The 15394-nt window shown below is 65.3% G+C and carries 13 protein-coding genes; 10 read left to right on the top strand and 3 right to left on the bottom strand.

Translation table 11 applies throughout. The features are described from left to right. Positions 1 to 144: 144 nt before the first annotated feature. Positions 145 to 2238 (top strand): general stress protein, encoded by a 2094-nt coding sequence (locus tag FVD38_RS14230; protein WP_147935414.1) that lies wholly within the window; start codon positions 145 to 147, stop codon positions 2236 to 2238. A gap of 201 nt (positions 2239 to 2439) precedes the next feature. Here FVD38_RS14230 and FVD38_RS14225 read toward each other — a convergent pair whose 3' ends face one another. From FVD38_RS14225 to FVD38_RS14215, 3 genes are all read right to left on the bottom strand, one after another. Further along, on the bottom strand, positions 2440 to 5298 hold the full coding sequence (locus FVD38_RS14225; protein WP_147935413.1) for a M16 family metallopeptidase: 2859 nt from the start codon (positions 5296 to 5298) through the stop codon (positions 2440 to 2442). A gap of 77 nt (positions 5299 to 5375) precedes the next feature. Next, positions 5376 to 6350, bottom strand: a complete 975-nt coding sequence (locus FVD38_RS14220) for a sensor domain-containing diguanylate cyclase (protein WP_147935412.1) — start codon at positions 6348 to 6350, stop codon at positions 5376 to 5378. 141 nt (positions 6351 to 6491) lie between these two features. After that, positions 6492 to 7484, bottom strand: coding sequence for a sensor histidine kinase (locus tag FVD38_RS14215; RefSeq protein ID WP_147935411.1), 993 nt, complete (start codon positions 7482 to 7484; stop codon positions 6492 to 6494). Positions 7485 to 7655: 171 nt separating this feature from the next. Here FVD38_RS14215 and queE point away from each other — a divergent pair, with 171 nt between their 5' ends. The 9 genes from queE (at position 7656) to FVD38_RS14170 (ending at position 15388) form a co-directional block, all read left to right on the top strand. After that, positions 7656 to 8291, top strand: coding sequence for a 7-carboxy-7-deazaguanine synthase (gene queE, locus FVD38_RS14210; RefSeq protein ID WP_147935410.1), 636 nt, complete (start codon positions 7656 to 7658; stop codon positions 8289 to 8291). A gap of 15 nt (positions 8292 to 8306) precedes the next feature. Further along, entirely contained in the window at positions 8307 to 8750 is a 444-nt protein-coding gene (queD, locus tag FVD38_RS14205) for a 6-carboxytetrahydropterin synthase QueD (protein ID WP_147935409.1), read from the top strand. Then, the gene (gene tadA / locus FVD38_RS14200; RefSeq protein ID WP_229493694.1) at positions 8750 to 9274 is read left to right on the top strand and encodes a tRNA adenosine(34) deaminase TadA; all 525 of its coding nucleotides are present in this window, start codon (positions 8750 to 8752) and stop codon (positions 9272 to 9274) included. The genes queD and tadA overlap by 1 nt, the downstream gene beginning before the upstream one ends. A gap of 149 nt (positions 9275 to 9423) precedes the next feature. Further along, the gene (locus tag FVD38_RS14195) at positions 9424 to 10353 is read left to right on the top strand and encodes an alpha/beta hydrolase (RefSeq protein ID WP_147935407.1); all 930 of its coding nucleotides are present in this window, start codon (positions 9424 to 9426) and stop codon (positions 10351 to 10353) included. Beyond that, entirely contained in the window at positions 10350 to 11267 is a 918-nt protein-coding gene (ldcA, locus tag FVD38_RS14190) for a muramoyltetrapeptide carboxypeptidase (protein WP_147935406.1), read from the top strand. Before FVD38_RS14195 ends, ldcA begins: the two co-directional genes overlap by 4 nt. Positions 11268 to 11364: 97 nt before the next feature. Then, complete coding sequence (locus FVD38_RS14185; protein WP_147935405.1) at positions 11365 to 12963, top strand: ABC-F family ATPase; 1599 nt, start codon at positions 11365 to 11367, stop codon at positions 12961 to 12963. Positions 12964 to 13032: 69 nt separating this feature from the next. Next, complete coding sequence (nadA, locus tag FVD38_RS14180) at positions 13033 to 14172, top strand: quinolinate synthase NadA (protein ID WP_147935404.1); 1140 nt, start codon at positions 13033 to 13035, stop codon at positions 14170 to 14172. After that, entirely contained in the window at positions 14169 to 15044 is an 876-nt protein-coding gene (nadC, locus tag FVD38_RS14175; RefSeq protein ID WP_370660640.1) for a carboxylating nicotinate-nucleotide diphosphorylase, read from the top strand. The genes nadA and nadC overlap by 4 nt, the downstream gene beginning before the upstream one ends. A gap of 23 nt (positions 15045 to 15067) precedes the next feature. Beyond that, complete coding sequence (locus FVD38_RS14170) at positions 15068 to 15388, top strand: hypothetical protein (RefSeq protein WP_147935403.1); 321 nt, start codon at positions 15068 to 15070, stop codon at positions 15386 to 15388. Positions 15389 to 15394: the final 6 nt, after the last annotated feature.

The raw sequence follows: 15394 nt of genomic DNA, 5'->3' as shown, positions 1-15394 counted from the left end.
TTTCTCTTTGTCCTGACATAAATTTTCTAATGGTCAATGGTGCGCGAGCCCCATCAGTATTGGAGTAATCTTGACAACAAAGCGCACAAGCAGCGGCAACTTCGCCGCCGGCGTTAGTACCACTATTTTTTCGGAGGAACGACCATGCAACATACACTTGTCGCGGTGTTCGACAACCGCACCGACGCGCAGAACGCGATGAACGAACTGCTGTCGTCTGGCTTTACCCGTACCGACGTCCGCCTGTCCAACGCCGACCCAACCGGCCAGACCGACAGCCTGACCGGCCGTTCCGACCTCAACATCGAACGCAGCCACGACGGCGATACCGGCATCACCGCCAGCATCAAGAATTTCTTCAGCGACCTGTTTGGTTCGGATAACGCCGAACACGTGAGCCGCTACGAGGGCGCCGTCACTCGCGGCCACCATGTGCTGACCCTGGTCGCGAATTCGCTGCCGGAAGTCGAGCGCGGCGCTGACATCGTCGAGCGCTACGGCCCGACCGACATCGACGAGAACGCGACCGGCACCCCGGACATCGGATCGAGCGGCATCAGCGCCGGCGCCATGCGCATGGGCAGCAGCGCCGGCATGCAGCAATCGTCGTCGATGTCGGCCCAATCGGGCTCGCTGGGCAACGCCCAGGCCGCACCGACGCCAAAACTCGACAATCCGGGCGACCGCGAACTGTTCCAGCAAGGTTCCCTGAACCAGGGCCAGACCGTGGGCGGCACCCACCAGGAATCGCTGGGCACCAGCGGCCTGACCGCCACCGGCGGCACCTCGCTGCAAAGCTCGACCCTGCGCGACGACCCGGTGCAGAATGCGCCGTTCGACAGCAGCCAGCAGGGCGGCCTCTCGGCCGGCAGCGCGCAGCTGGATAACGACCGCATCGCGGCCCAGGGCAAGACCACGTCGGCGGCCGGCGCCAGCCCCCTGGCCGGCAGCTCGCTGGGTGCGGCCGCGGCCGGCTCGTCGCTCCAGGGTTCGGCCCTGGACGGCTCTATCCGCAGCGACTCGCTGCAGCGCGACACGCAAACCGGCTCGCTGACGGGCGGTACGTCGAGCCTGGACAAGCAGCGCAGCGGCGTGCGCATCTTCTCGCGCGGCGCGTCCGACGCCGCGCTGGGCCTGGGCGGCAGTGCCGGTTCGGCGTCGAGCACCATGGCTGGGTACGACGACGACAGCTATTACCGCAACCATTTCAACACCACCTACGGCGCCACCGGCGCGGCCTACGACGACTACCTGCCGGCCTACAGCTATGGCAGCGAAGCCGCGCGCAGCGGCCGCTACACCAACCGCGCCTGGGATGACATCGAAACCGACCTGCACAGCGACTGGGACAGCCGCTACGCCACGGGCGGCGAACCGTCGACCTGGGAAAAAATGAAGGCCGCGGTGCGCCACGGCTGGGAACGCATGACCCGCGACGATGACGACGACCTGTACCGCAGCCACTACGACAGCACCTATGCGTCCAGCGGCACCAAGTTCGAGGAGCTGAAACCGGCCTATGCCTACGGCAGCGAAGCGCGCCGCAGCGAACTGTACCGCAACCAGCCATGGGACGACGTCGAAGGCACCCTGCGCACCGGCTGGGACAACCGCATCGACGGCACCCGCGACTTCAGCACCACCGGCAGCGATGCCAGCGAACCGTCGGCCTGGGACCGCGTCAAGAACGCCGTCCGCCACGGCTGGGACCGCATGAGTGACGACAACGACGACGACGTCTACTACCGCAATCACTGGAACAGCACTTATGGTGCCGCCGGCGGCGCCTACGACGAATACCGCCCGGCCTACAGCTACGGTTCGGAAATGGCGCGCAACGACCAGTACCGCGGCCGCAGCTGGGACGCGGTCGAGACCGACCTGCGCAGCGACTGGGATCGCCGCTATCCGGGCGATGGCGGACCGTCGACTTGGGACAAGATGAAATCCGCCGTGCGTCGCGGCTGGGACCGTATGACCGACGACGATAACGACGCGTATTACCGCAACCACTGGAACTCGGTCTACGGCGCCGGCAGCGAGGCGTATGACGAATACCGTCCGGCCTACAGCTACGGTTCCGAGATGGCGCTCAACGACAAGTACCGCGGCCGTCCGTGGAACGACGTCGAGACCGACCTGCGCAGCGACTGGGATACCCGTTATCCGGGCGAACAGTCGACGTGGGAAAAGATGAAATCGGCCGTGCGTCACGGCTGGGATCGCATGATGCGTTGAGCGCCTAAAGGCGAACTCCAGGAGTTGCGATAAGCTCGAACTCCTGTGTTGCATCAAGCAAGTCGTCCCCGCGAAGGCGGGGACCCAAGTTTATCAGCGCAGTGCCTACGTTAAATGCAGTGGGCCAGCGAAGGACTTGGGTCCCCGCCTTCGCGGGGACGACGTTTCTGCGTGTGGCAGAAACGTCGTTTTGAGGCTAACTTACTTGGCGAACACCTGCGCCGCCGGCGTGATCGTCACCGCCTCCGGCTTGATGTTCAACTTCATCTCACCGATCTGCTTGTCCTCGTCCAGCAAGGCCTGCGGCTTGTTGGCGTCATACTTGATCGGCGAGAAGGCGTCGCTCACCAGCGCCTGTTTCAGGCCGGCCGCATCCTTGGTGATGATCACCACCGACAGGTTCTTGGCCGACAGGTGTTTCTTGATGGCGGCATTGACGTCGGCCGCGCTCAGCTTCGACAGGGCGTCGCGCATCATGGTCGTGAACTCCGGCGTGCCATACCACTCTGAATCGAGCGCGTAACCCAGCCGCTGGTCCTGGGTCGCGGTCATCACGAACACATTCTTCATGAGGTAATCGCGGGTGGTCTCGAAGTCGGCCTGGCTGATGCCCGCGTCGACCATCTTGCCCAATTCATGCAGCGCCACGCGCAGCGCGAAGTGGCCGTTCTGCGGCGCCACCGGACGGATCCAGACTTCGAACAGCTGCGCCTTGCGGCCCAGGTTGGGGTTCGGGAAGAACTGGAACATCCCGCGCGGGAAGGCTTCGATATACGCGTAGTCGCCATAGTTCATACCGCGCTCTTCGCGGATGCGCTGGTACAGATGGGCGCTCGAGGAGCGGTGTTCGCCGAGCCAGGTCTTGGCCAGCCATAGGGCGGCAAAGTCCGGGTGGGTGCGGGTCACTTCGAGCGGCAGGCCGAGCGAGATCGCGGTGGCGCGGGTGTTCTTCTCGACGATTTCCACTTCCAGGCCATTCGGCATGCGGCCTTTCGGCACGCTGGTGGCGCTCAAGCCCGCGCCTTCCGGCAAGCGCGCCAGCTGCGCCTTGAGCCCGGCAGTTATCGCATCCGACACGTCGCCCGAGATGCCGACCTTCACCGCGCCGCGGGTATAGGCCTTGGCGTAGAAGGCTTTCACGTCGTCCAGGGTGATGGCGTCGATGCCGGCGACGGTGCCCAGCACAGGGTGACCATAACCGGTGCCGGCGAACACATTCGCCTGCAGCCGCTCTTTGCCGAATTCTTCCTCGTTATTGTCCTTCAGGTCCAGCACCAGGGCATTACGCTGGGCGTCCTTCAGGCGGCGGAAATCCTCCTCGCGAAAGCCCGGGTCGGTCAGCAGCGGCATGGCGATACCGAGGAACTGATCCCAGTTGTCCTTGTGGATGGTGCCGGTGAAGGTCGTCATCTCCTTGTCGGTCTGCTCGGCAAGGCTGCCGGCCATCGGGAACAGCGCCTTGGTCACCTCGTCGATCTTGCGCTCGCGCGAACCGCTCGAGGCAACCATCGCGGCGGTGAGGGCGGCCAGGCCTTCCTTGCCCTTCGGGTCGTGGGCCGAGCCGGCGTCGAACAGCAGCTTGAAGCGGATCTGAGGCAGGGCCGATTTCTGCACCAGCACGTCGAATTTCGCGCTGGCTGCCTGCGGGGCGAACGACGCCAGCTTCGGCAGCTGCTCGATGCCCTTCGGCAGCGTGTCATGCGACAGGGTGGTGACCACCATGCTGTCGTCGACCAGGTATTTGCGTGCGGCGGCCTGCAGGTCGGCCGGCGTCAGGCTGTCGATCGCGCGGTAGTAGCCGTTGAGGGTGCCGTACGAGCGCTCGAAGTGCACGTAGGAAGCCAAGGTCGAGGCGATCGCCTCGGTATTGTCGAGCGAGCGGATCAGGCCATACTTCTGGGCCGACTTGGCGGCTTCGAGTTCCTGGGCGCTCACCGGTTCGTCGCGCAGTTTCGCCACCGTTTGCAGGATGGCGTCGCGCACCATCACGGTGTCAAGCGGATTTTTCACGCGTGCGCCGATGGTGGCCAGGGTCGGATCGACCCGGTTCGGGGTGAAGTCGAACAGCTGGTCGACTTTTTGCTCGTCCTGCACCAGGCGCTTGTACAGCGGCGAGGTGCGGCCGAACGACAGCGACAGCGCCATCGACAGCGCCGCCTGCTCCTTCTGCTGGGCGACGAAGCTCGGGGCGCGGTAGGCGACCGTCACCAGCGGCAGGGTCGGCGTTTGCCAGGCCACGTGGCGGTACTGGGCGCCGCGCGGCGCGGGCTCGACCGGCACGTTCGATTTGAAGGTGCCACGCTTCCAACCGGCCCAGTACTTCTCGACCATCGCGATCGCTTTGGCCGGCTCGACGTCGCCGGCGATGATGATGGTGGTCTTTTCGGGACGATACCAGCGGTCGAAGAACACCTTCGAGTAGTCGTACTGGTTGGGCATGTCCTCGATGTCCTTGAGGAAGCCCATCGTGGTGTGCTTGTAGGTGTGGGTGGTGTAGGCGGCGTCGCGCTGCACCTCGAACAGCTTCGACATCGGGTTGGCGCTGTTCTTGTTGTACTCGCCCAGCACGGCGCGCGATTCGGTCTTGAAAGCCTCGACCGGATACGACAGGTGCTGGAAGCGGTCGGCCTCGACCTTCAGCACCGTCTCCAGGTCCTGCTTGGCGAAGGTGGTGTAGTAATTGGTCAGGTCATCGCTGGTATAGGCGTTCTGGCGCGCGCCGGCCTTCGTGATCACTTCCTGGTATTTTTCGGGCGGGTAGGTTGGCGTCCCGCGGAACATCATGTGCTCGAAGAAGTGGGCGAAGCCCGACTTGCCCGGCTCGACTTCGTTGCGCGAACCGGTCTGCACCGGGATGTGCACCGAGACCAGGTTCGGGAAGCCGGTCGGCACCACGATGACCTTCAGGCCGTTGGGAAGCAGTTTTTCGGTGGCCTTGAACGGCAGCACGTCGCCACCGGTGGCCGGCTTGGCGGCTGGCGCGGCATGGGCGGCGCCAGCCAGCACCACGCCTGAAATCAAGGTCGCGAGCGTGGTGCGCGACAGGGTCGATTGAAACACGATGTCTCCTTGGGAAATAGACAATCGCGAAGGATAGTCTATCCGCCAAGGAATGAACAGCCGCAGGACTACCGTCTTTACGCGGCTTCGGACATCGGCAGGCTGATGCGGTTGCGCCCCAGGTGCTTGGCGCGGTACAGGGCGGCGTCGGCGATCGCGACCAGCTGGCTGGCGTGGTTGTCGGATCCGGCAATGGCGGTGGCCGCGCCGATCGACACCGTCACGTGGCCGGCGGCGAAGCGGCACGGCAGTTGCAGCTGCTCGACCCGGCAGCGGATGCGCTCGGCCACGATCGCGGCGCCTTTGAGCGACTGGTTGGGCAGGATCACGGCGAATTCCTCGCCGCCGTAACGCGCCACCAGGTCGTTGGCCCGCATCTCGCTGGCCACGGCGCGCGCCACCCGCTTCAGGCATTCGTCGCCGCCCAGGTGACCATGGGCGTCGTTATAGGACTTGAAGTTGTCGACGTCGACCATCAGCAGCGACAAGGGCTGCATCTGGCGCAGCGCGCGCGTCCACTCGGCATGCAGGGTGTCGTCGAAACAGCGCCGGTTGGCCAGGCCCGTCAAGCCGTCGCGCGTGGCCAGCTGCTCGAGCGCGATCTGGGCCATCTTGGCGTCGGTGAGGTCGCGCAGGGTCTCGACCACCGCCGACAGCTGGCCGTTGGCATCGAAGATCGGGCTGGCATCGGCCGCCAGGTAGCGGCGCCGGCCGGCGCGCGGCATGTCGCACCAGCTTTCGATCGACAGCGGAAGGGGCGAGCGGCCATCCGCCCCAGGCGGCAGCCGGGCCTCGTCGCGCCGCCCCTTGAGCACCATGTCGGCCAGCGTGGGGCGCTGGATCTCATAAAAACTGCGCCAGTGGTCGCCGGTGCCGAGCACTTCCGGCGCCGCCACGCCCGTCAGTTGCTCGCAGGCGCGGTTCCAGACCATGACGCGGGCATCGGTGTCCAGCACGAAGACCGGTACCGACAGGCTTTCCATCAACTGCCCCACGAAAGCCACGTCCTGGACCAGGGCTGTCGGGCCTGTACCGGTGCTGGGTGCGCTCATGAGCCGTCCTCTGTGGTTGCGATATCGGAAGCGACAACCGGTGAGTTGCCGCTAGGGACCGATACTGCAACATGAGCAGGCTCAGGCCATTGATTTCGAGCAAGGACAATGGCGAGGTGGCATTTTGCAACGCTGAACGGTTCAGGCCACCTTTGCGGTGACGCCGGGCAGGCCGGGGGGCGCAGCCTGCACCGGATCGCGCACCGGATCGGGCAGGGCGGCGCATACCGGCACCGAGAGCGACCAGCGGGGGCGCCGCTCGGCGGTGGCGACCATCCGCAGCACGCCGCCCATGGCGCGGATGTGCTCGACCAGCTCGACGGGCAGGGCGGACACATCGTCGATCGAGCCGGCGCAGCCGTCGATTTCAAGGCCGAGCGTGCTGGCGCCTTCGAGCAGCCGCACGTGCAGCTCGCGGCCCTGGGCCGCGCCGCCCCTGCCGGCGGCCCCGGACAACACGTCTTCCAGGACGCGGAACACGGCTAGCCGCGCCGCCCGGTCCTGGCTGGCGCGCGAACTGGGATCGACGCCGGCCTCGAAGCGATAGCGCAGGCCGTGGCGATGGGCATGCTCGGCCAGGCAGCGCTCCAGCGCCTGGCGCAGGCTGTCACCCGGATTGGCGCCGCGCAGGCCTACGGCGACGGCGCGCACCGCGTGGATGGCGCCGTCGATGCCGGCCAGCGCGCGGTCCAGCCGGCCGGTGAGGGCGGGGGAAGCCTGCGCGAACTCCTGCAGGCTCGCCATCTCATTGCGCAAGCTCGACAGGCGGCGGCCCAGCTCGGCCTGCAACTCGCAGCCGATCCGGGTCCGCTCGCCTTCGCGCACGCCTTCGTGCTGGCGCACCAGGCGGCACAGGACGTCGTGGTTATCGGCCAGCGCCTGGTCGGACTGGCAGCGCGCCTCGCGCTCGGCCGCGAGCTGGTGCTGGAGGGCGCGCGCCCGTTCGTCGGTGGTGACGCTACGGCGCAGGCCGATGTAGGCCAGCACCAGGGCGGCCAGCGTGACCATCACGCAGGCCAGCAGTTCCGGCGCCGCGCTGCGCCACGGCAGCGGCAGCAGCGCATGCGCTTCGCCGGCCTCGGCGCCGTGGGCAATAAAGGATAGCGAAATTAGGAAAACTGAAGACTTTGTCATGGTAGCCCTCTTACCTGATTCGGAACATTCCGTAGGACGATACCGCCAGGTCGCTGTAGGAATATTGTTTCTTCTCAAGCGGCAGTCGCGTGACATGTTTTGTGGAAAGGAAGCAAGCGCAGCGCCAGGCCGTGCGGCGCGCTATAATGGAAGGTTGACGAGAGGCTTAACGTGACTTACAGCATCAAAGAGATCTTCTACACCTTGCAGGGCGAGGGCGCCCATGCGGGGCGGCCGGCCGTGTTCTGCCGGTTTTCCGGCTGCAACCTCTGGACCGGGCGCGAAGCCGACCGTTTGACCTCCGTTTGCCAGTTCTGCGACACCGATTTCGTCGGCACCGATGGCGAGCGCGGCGGCAAGTTCAAGGAAGCGGACTTGCTGGCAGCCGAGATCGACAGCCTGTGGCCGGCCACTTATCCGGCCAGCAAATACGTGGTGTTCACCGGCGGCGAACCGCTGCTGCAACTCGACCGCCCCCTGATCGACGCCATGCATGCGCGCGGCTTTACCATCGCCATCGAGACCAACGGCACCCTGCCGGTGCCGGAAGGCGTCGACTGGATCTGTGTCAGCCCCAAGATGGGCTCGACGCTGGTGGTGCACAAGGGCAGCGAGATAAAGGTCGTCATTCCGCAGCTCGGCCAGGACCTGGCCTCTTATGAAGGGCTCGACTTCGAGCACTTCTACCTGCAGGCGATGGACGGCCCGCTGGCCGCCCGCAACGTCCAGCTGGCGATCGAGACCTGCCGCGCCAACCCGAAATGGAAGCTCAGCCTCCAGACCCATAAACTTCTTCAGATTCCTTAAAGATCCACACGCAGCATGTTGACCATTACCCGCAAGCTTGAATTCGATGCCGGACACCGGATTCCCGACCACAAGAGCCAGTGCCGCAACCTGCACGGCCACCGCTATACCCTTGAGATTACTCTGACAGGCCAGGTTATCGATTCCGATGGCAATTCCGACAATGGAATGATCATGGATTTCTCCGACGTGAAGGCCCTGGCAAAACAGCACCTGGTCGACGTGTGGGACCATGCCTTCATCGTGTACGAAAAGGATGACAAGGTGCGTGAGTTCCTGGCGTCGCTGCCGGACCACAAGACGATCGTGATCGACCGCATCCCGACCGTCGAGAACCTGGCCCAGGTAGCGTTTAACATCCTCAAGGCCGTGTTCATCGACCGCTACGGCACCGGCCTGCGCCTGCACAAGCTGGTGCTGCACGAAACCCCGAACTGCTGGGCCGAGATCACGGAATGATGCCGGACCAGACCGTCCAGGCCGCCCAGGAAGCGCCGACCGACACTGCGGAAGGGCGCTATATGGCCCTGGCCCTGGCCCAGGCGCAACTGGCTTGGGACCGGGGCGAGGTGCCGGTCGGCGCCGTCGTGGTCAAGGATGGCGAAGTCATCGCGACCGGCTTCAACCAGCCGATCAGCGGCCACGACCCGACCGCCCACGCCGAGATCGTCGCCCTGCGCGCGGCCGCCGAAAAGCTGGGCAATTACCGGCTGCCGGGTTGCGAGCTGTACGTGACCCTGGAGCCCTGCATCATGTGCTCGGGGGCGATGATGCATGCGCGGCTGGCCCGGGTCGTCTACGCAGCGACCGACCCCAAGACCGGCGCCTGCGGCTCGGTCGTCAACCTGTTCGACGAAGACAGGCTGAACCACCACACCGAGGTGGCCGGTGGCGTCATGGCGGAAGAGGCGAGCGCCATGCTCAAGGCCTTCTTCGTGGAGCGCCGCAACGCGGCGCGCAAGCCGGCCGCGGTCCGGGAGTAAGCAGGGACGGTGTCCCCGGGCGCAGTCCATCAGGCGGAGCGCCATGCGCGCCAATAAGCTGTTATGCTGTTTTCACGTCATCGGGATGTGAACCACGAACAGCACGGCGCCATGCTGGCGCCAAACATTACGCGCTCCCCAACGCCGCCATGCCCACCCTCCACGCCAACGGACTGCGCCTCGCCTTCGACACCGCGGGCGATCCGAAAGCCGCGCCGCTCCTCCTGATCCACGGCCTCGGCATGCAGCTGACCAACTGGCCCGACGAGTTCGTCGAGGGCCTGGTCGAGCTCGGCTTTTACGTGATCCGATTCGACCACCGCGATAGCGGCCTGTCGACCAAGTTCGAGCAGGCAGGCACCCCGAATCTCACGCTGGCGCGCATCAAGGCGGCCCTCGGCTGGCCGCTGCGCTCGCCGTATGGCATCGACGATATGGCGGCGGACGCCCTCGGCGTGCTGTCGGCGCTGGGCGTGGCCCGGGCCCACCTGGTCGGCGTCTCGGCGCTGGGCGGCCTGATCGCCCAGCAACTGGCGGCGCGCCATCCGCAGCGGGTACTGAGCCTGACCTCCATCATGTCTACCAGCGGCCGGCGCGGCTTGCCCGGGCCGGGAGCGACTGTGCGCAAGGCGCTGGCCAGCCGTCCGGCGGACCCGGCCAATCTCGACAGCGTCATCGACCACGCGGTCGGGTTGCTGCGGGCACTGGGCAGCCCGTCCTACCCAACCCCGGACCGGCAGTTGCGCAAGCGCGTCACGCGTTCGATGCGGCGCTGCTATTGCCCAGGCGGCAGTGCGCGCCAGATGCTGGCGCTGCTGGCCGCCGGCGACCGCAGCGCGCTGCTGCCGGCGATCGCGGCGCCGACCCTCGTCATCCACGGCGCCGCAGATCCGCTGCTGCCCGCGGCCTGCGGCCAGGACGTCGCGCGCCATATCGACGGCGCGCGGCTCGAGATCATCGAAGGCATGGGCCACGATTTGCCGCCCCAGCTGGTCGAGCGCATCCTTGCCTTGATCGACTCCCATGCGCGGGGTAAGATGTTGCCAAACTCAACACCCCGGCTCTTCGTCAAACAGTGATCATTTCCCGTCCCGGCATCGCCATCGTGGCGCCAGCCGGCTGCATTCCCGAACCATCGGCGCTCGAACGCGCCATCGCGCGCCTCGAGGAGCAGGGCTTCCTGGTACGTAATTACTACGACCACAGCTGCTCCTACCTGCGCTTCGGCGGCACCGATGACGCGCGCCTGGAACAACTGCATGCGGCCGTGGCCGATCCGGACGTACACCTCATCATCGCCCTACGCGGCGGCTACGGCATCAGCCGTTTGCTGCCGCGCATCGACTTCGAGGCGATCGCCGCCAGCGGCAAGATCGTGGTCGGCTTTTCCGACCTGACGGCCCTGCACATGGGCCTGATGGCCAAGGCTGGCGGCCTCAGCTATGCCGGGCCGATGATCGCGGGCGACTTCGGCGCGCTCGAACCGGTCGCGTTCACGCTCGACGATTTCTGGTCTTGCCTTGCCGGCCCCACCCATACCATCACCGAGTGCGTGGCCGGCAATCCGGCGCTCGACGTGCGCGGCACCGTCTGGGGCGGCAATCTGGCAATGATCGGCGCCATGGTCGGTACGCCTTACTTTCCGCGCATCGACGACGGCATCCTGTGGTTCGAAGACATTGCCGAACATCCGTACCGGGTCGAGCGCCTGCTGCTGCAACTGATGCAGGCCGGCGTGCTCGAACGCCAGCAGGCCGTGGTGCTGGGCGACTTTTCGGGTTATCGCCTGGGGCCGCTCGACAATGGCTACGATTTCGACGCTATGCTGGCCTACCTGCGCCAGACGCTGCCGCTGCCGGTATTGACGGGCCTGTCCTTCGGCCACATCGAGCGCCGCGTCACCATCCCGTTCGGCGCCCAGGGCCACCTGGTGTCCGATGCCATTGGCTTCCGCCTGACCTTGTCCGACTATCCGACCCTGGTTCGCGCCTGACGCGCTCTCCACTGTCCGGAATCGACCCTTATTCGCCTGGCAAGGCGCAGAATGGTAAAATAGCCGGTTAATCAAATATGCTTTTTGGGGTAATACAGTGCTATCCACAGCCAATATCACGATGCAATTCGGCGCCAAGCCGCTGTTCGAGAACATTTCCGTCAAATTTGGCGAAGGCAACCGTTACGGCCTGATCGGCGCCAACGGCTGCGGCAAGTCGACCTTTATGAAGATCCTGGGCGGCGACCTCGAGCCGTCGGCCGGCAACGTCAGCCTCGATCCGGGCGAGCGCCTCGGTAAGCTGCGCCAGGACCAGTTCGCCTACGAAGACGTGCGCGTGCTGGACGTCGTCATGATGGGCCACACCGAGCTGTGGAACGCGATCGCCGAGCGCGATGCGATCTACGCCAATCCGGAAGCGACCGACGACGACTACATGAAGGCCGCCGAGCTCGAAGGCAAAGTCGCCGAATACGATGGTTACTCGGCCGAGGCGCGGGCCGGCGAACTGCTGCTGGGCCTGGAAATCGGCACCGACCTGCACCAGGGTCCGATGAGCGCCGTGGCGCCGGGCTGGAAGCTGCGCGTGCTGCTGGCCCAGGCCCTGTTCTCGAATCCGGACATCCTGCTGCTCGACGAACCGACCAATAACCTGGACATCAACACGATCCGCTGGCTGGAAAACATGCTCAACGAGCGTAACTCCACCATGATCATCATTTCCCACGATCGTCACTTCCTGAACCAGGTCTGCACCCACGTGGCCGACATGGACTACGGCACGCTGAAGGTCTACCCGGGCAACTACGACGACTACATGCTGGCCTCGACCCAGGCCCGCAACCAGCAACTGGCGAACAATGCCAAGGCCAAGGAGAAGGTCGCCGAACTGCAGGACTTCGTGCGCCGCTTCTCGGCCAACAAATCGAAGGCGCGCCAGGCAACGTCGCGCGCCAAGCAGATCGACAAGATCAAGATCGAGGAATTCAAGCCATCGTCGCGCGCCTATCCCTTCGTGCGCTTCGAAGGCGAGAAGAAGCTGCACCGCCTGGCGGTGGAAGCCGAGAACATCTCGAAAGCCTACGATCGCCAGTTGTTCAAGAACTTCTCGATCATGGTCGAGGCGGGCGAACGCATCGCGATCATCGGCGCCAACGGCGCGGGTAAAACCACGCTGCTGCGCACGATCGGCGGCGAGCTGTGCAACCTGCAGCCGGACAGCGGCCGCGTGAAGTGGGCCGAGAACGCGAACCCGGGCTATATGCCGCAGGATCCGACCGAGGAATTCGCCAGCGGCGAAACCCTCACCGACTGGATGGGCCGCTGGACGCAAGAGGGCGACGACGACCAGGCCGTGCGTTCGATCCTGGGCCGCCTGCTGTTCGGCGGCGACGAAGTCAAGAAGTCGGTCAAGGTGCTGTCGGGTGGCGAGAAGGGCCGCATGATGTACGGTAAGCTGATGCTGGGCCGTCACAATGTGATGCTGCTCGACGAGCCGACCAACCACATGGACATGGAATCGATCGAATCGCTGAACATCGCGCTCGACAAGTACGCCGGCACCCTGATCTTCGTGTCGCACGACCGCGAGTTCGTGTCCTCGCTGGCCACCCGCGTCATCGAGATCCGCGAAAACGACGTGGTCGACTTCCAGGGCAACTACGAGGAATACCTGCGCAGCCAGGGCATCGACTGATCGACAGCCAGACATCGGTTTGAAGGAGGGCGGGGTCTCGGCCCCGCCAACGCGAGGAGACGCGCGAGCATGAATGCCGTAACAGTACCAATCAAGACCTACGAATACGACCGGCCCCAGGCCGGCATGGCCTGCACCGCCGAGGCCTGGGCGAAAATCCCGAGCGCGCTTCAGAATGCCGAGCGCGCCGAACTGAAGGACCGCATCCGGCGCCTGCTGAAAGAGAAGGGCGCCGTGCTGGTGGCCCACTACTATGTGGACGCCGACCTGCAAGACCTGGCCGAGGAAACTGGCGGCTGCGTCTCGGATTCACTCGAGATGGCGCGCTTCGGCCGTGACCACCCGGCCCAGACCCTGGTGGTGGCCGGCGTGCGCTTCATGGGCGAAACCGCCAAGATCCTCAGCCCCGAGAAAACCATCCTGATGCCCGATCTCGATGCGACCTGTTCGCTCGACCTGGGCTGCCCGGCCGATGAATTCGCAGCTTTCTGCGACCAGCATCCGGACCGCACCGTGGTCGTGTATGCCAATACCAGCGCAGCCGTGAAGGCGCGCGCGGACTGGATGGTGACTTCGTCGATTGGCCTGGACATCGTGGCGGAGCTGCACGCCCAGGGCAAGAAGATCCTGTGGGCGCCCGACCGCCACCTGGGTTCCTACATCCAGGCCAAGACCGGCGCCGACATGCTGCTGTGGCAGGGTTCCTGCCTGGTGCACGACGAATTCAAGGGCATCGAACTCGACCTGCTCAAGGCCGAATACCCGAATGCGAAGGTGCTGGTGCACCCGGAATCGCCGGCCAACGTCGTCGCCCAGGCCGACGCGGTCGGCTCGACCACCCAGCTGATCAACGCGGCCCAGACCATGGACGCGACCCATTTCATCGTCGCTACCGACAACGGCATCCTGCACAAGATGCGGATGGCGGCGCCCGGTAAAACCTTCATCGAGGCGCCGACTGCGGGCAATAGCGCGACCTGCAAGAGCTGCGCGCACTGCCCGTGGATGGCCATGAACGGCCTGCGTAACCTGGCCGAAGTGCTCGAATCGGGCGCGAACCAGGTCCACGTCGACCCGGCGGTCGGCCTCCAGGCCAAACGCGCCATCGACCGCATGCTCGATTTCGCGGCCGCCAAGCGCGCCAAGGCGCTGCCGACCGGCAAACTGGAAAACAATGCCCCGATGTTCTCGGGGGTAGGACCGGCATGACCACCTCAGTGACCACATTTGACAACCCACACGCCCAGTTCGACGACAGGCTGCAGGCCGCTTTCGAGCAGAACATCCTGGCCGCGCTGCTGGAAGACGTCGGCACCGGCGACCTGACCGGCAAGCTGGTCCCCAGCGATACCGTGGTGACGGCACGCGTGATCGTCCGCGAGTCGGCCGTCCTGTGCGGCGCGCCGTGGTTCGAAGGCCTGATGCTGGCGGTCGACCAGGACATCGAGATCGACTGGCACTATGCCGAGGGCGAGCTGATGGCGGCCGATTCGGCCGTGTGCACGATCCGCGCCAATCCGCGCTCGCTGCTCACCGCCGAGCGCGGTGCGCTGAATTTCATGCAGCTGCTGTCTGGTGTGGCGACCGCCACCCGGCGCTACGTCGACGTCATTGCCGGTACCAATGCCGCGATCCTCGACACCCGCAAGACCTTGCCCGGCCTGCGCCTGGCGCAGAAATATGCGGTGCGTGTCGGCGGCGGCAAGAACCAGCGCATGGCGCTGTACGACGGCATCCTGATCAAGGAAAACCATATCGCGGCGGCGGGCGGCGTCACCGCTGCGCTGCAGGCGGCGACCGCATCGAACTCGGGCGCGCCGGTGCAGATCGAGGTCGAGACCATCGCCCAGCTCCAGGAAGCGCTCGATGCCGGCGTCAAGTCGGTCTTGCTAGACAACTTCGACCTGGCGCGCATGCGCGAGGCGGTGCAGCTCAATGCCGGCCGCGCGCTGCTCGAGGCATCGGGCGGCATCAATCTGGAGACCGTGCGCGCGATCGCCGAAACGGGCGTCGACCGCATCTCGATCGGCAGCCTGACCAAGGATGTACGCGCGACAGATTACTCGCTGCGCATCATCTGACCATTCATTCTCACAGGATCTTCATGACGACTTCCGACAAGTTGAAACGTTCGCTCGGCTTTCGCCTGTTCTGGCTCGGCTTCGGCCTTCTATTGGGCGTGCCCCAACTCCTCGATGGCATCATGTCTGGCATGAAGGCCGAGCTGTTCTTCGGCATCGGCATGCTGCTGGTCGGCATCCGCGGCTTCCTGCGCCCGGTGGTGCTGGGCCGCGCAATGGCGCTCAAGCGCGACGACTCGGCCGAGGCGTCGTCGATCGGCTCGACCGCCATGCATGGCGTGCTGTCGCTGGCGATGGCGGCCAGCCTGTTCACCGGCCTGGCCATCAAGCTCGGTAGCAGCTAAACGCCA

The organism is Massilia arenae (assembly GCF_008014745.1).
GTDB classification, from domain to species: domain Bacteria; phylum Pseudomonadota; class Gammaproteobacteria; order Burkholderiales; family Burkholderiaceae_D; genus Telluria; species Telluria arenae.
This window is presented reverse-complemented; position numbering and strand designations above follow the sequence as displayed.